This is a genomic window from Nonomuraea sp. NPDC049784 (assembly GCF_040659615.1).
GTDB lineage: Bacteria > Actinomycetota > Actinomycetes > Streptosporangiales > Streptosporangiaceae > Nonomuraea.
On sequence record NZ_JBFAMX010001133.1, the window covers coordinates 1 to 1,731 of the forward strand.

A 1,731-nucleotide genomic window follows, 5' to 3' on the forward strand; every position below is an offset into this window, starting at 1 on the left:
CTCGGCCGGCGTCCCGGCGAGCGGCAGCGCGAGTGCGGCGGCGCTGCCTGGCACCGCGATCAGATCGGTGACGAGCGGGGCCAGCTCGTCGATGGTGCGCGCGGTCAGTGCCGCGTCCAGCCGCTCGTCGAACTCGACCGGGTCGAGCCGGCCGTCGGCGACGGCGGCGCGCAGCAGTTCGGTGACCCGGTCGCGGTCCGCGTCGGACGCGCGCAGCGCCGGTGAGGAGGACTTCTCAAGACCCTGCACATGGATCTCCTGTGTCATCGGGCTCTCCCTTCCGTTAGCCCGTGGCGGTGTCACTCGCAGAACACCTGCCCGGGTCTCGAGGGTGCTGAGGATGTCGTGCCAGTCAGCCACCTCCTGCAGCGACTTCTGGAGCTCCGTCACGCGGGGGCTGTCGTCATCCGAGGCAGGAGCGGACGGCCTTGGCCAGGTTCGCTGCCCGCAGGTCGTCGGGCCGGTAGTTCCAGAGGTTCGTGACGTAGGCGAGGCCGACACCGGCGTCGGGGTCGGCGAAGCCGATCGATCCGCCGGAGCCCGGATGGCCGAACGACCCCGGCCCGGTCATCGGCAGCGGTGGGCAGGCTCGCCAGAAGCCGAGCGACATGTAGAAGGAGCGGTCGGCCGGGAGGTTCAGGCCCGGCGGCAGTCCGTGCATCGGTGTCCTGTCGGTCTGGACGGCCGTCATCCTCTCGACGGTTGATGGATTGAGCGGCCGCACTCCGTCGATGTCGCTGACTGTGGCGGCGTACATTCGCGCCACCGATCGGGCGTCCGCGAGCATGTTCGCGGCCGGGAACTCGGCCGCGCGCCAGGCACGCGTGGTGTAATACGCGGCGTTGGTCAAGGCGCCGCCGAGCTCGCCGGCGCGGGCCTGGACCGAGCCGGGAGCCCACACGGCGTTCACCCAGGCGGTGACCGTTTCCGCGTCGAGCCCGGTAGTTGCGATCAGCCCGGCCAGCAGCTCCTCCACGCTGAACGGGGCGGCGTCGTGGAGCCGGGCTACCCGCTTCTCTTCTTGCCCCTTAACACGGTCCGGCGCCCGACGTGTCCCTGTTCGGGCGTCCCGCTTGTCGTGTCTGCCATGCTGTATTCCTTTCTTGAGAGCTGAGACTTCTCGAGAAGACGTACGGTCGAATCGACCGGGGCGGTCCGCGTTACTGGATCGGCGCAGCAAGAGTGGTGTGCGAGGAGCACGAGCAGTTCTTTGTCGAAGGGCGCACCCGGCCGCCAGCCCATGCCGTCGTCTCGCTCCGGCTCGTACTGGGTGGTCCCGCTCAGGGAGAGGTCGCTGATGAAGTCTGTTCCGGCTGTTCGAGCGCGGCACGAGGTTCGCGTGAGCCGCGGTGAATCCGCAGCGGACATCCCGACCTGTAAGGGAGCGCGGGATGGGACGACAGGTGCTGGTCAGCATCGCACGAGTGATATGTAGGCGGTGAAACGTCCGGCCCGTACGAGCTCTCGCCTGTTATCGGTTCGTGGTTACGCGTCCCAGGTGACCGGGAGGCTCTTGACCCCGTAGATGTCGGCGGTCTCCGGGCGCAGGCTGACCTCTTCGGCCGGTACGGCCAGGCGCAGGGTGGGGAAGCGGTTGAGCAGTGCGGGGAGCGCGACGCGCATCTCGACGCGGGCGAGTTGCTGGCCCAGGCACTGGTGGATGCCGTGGCTGAAGGCCAGGTGGCCGCCGTCTTGCCTGCGGAGGTCGAGCAGGTGGGGGTCGGTGAAGCG

At 69.0% G+C, this 1,731-nt stretch carries 3 protein-coding genes; all 3 read right to left on the reverse strand.

What is annotated here, in order from left to right:
- A partial coding sequence (locus AB0J09_RS64045; protein ID WP_360714208.1) for a DUF1707 domain-containing protein occupies nt 1-267 on the reverse strand: 267 nt, incomplete at its 3' end.
- 136 nt (nt 268-403) lie between these two features.
- Entirely contained in the window at nt 404-976 is a 573-nt protein-coding gene (locus tag AB0J09_RS64050; RefSeq protein WP_360714210.1) for a serine hydrolase, read from the reverse strand.
- A gap of 509 nt (nt 977-1,485) precedes the next feature.
- Nucleotides 1,486-1,731: cytochrome P450 (locus tag AB0J09_RS64055; protein WP_360714212.1), on the reverse strand; the 246-nt coding region annotated here is incomplete at its 5' end.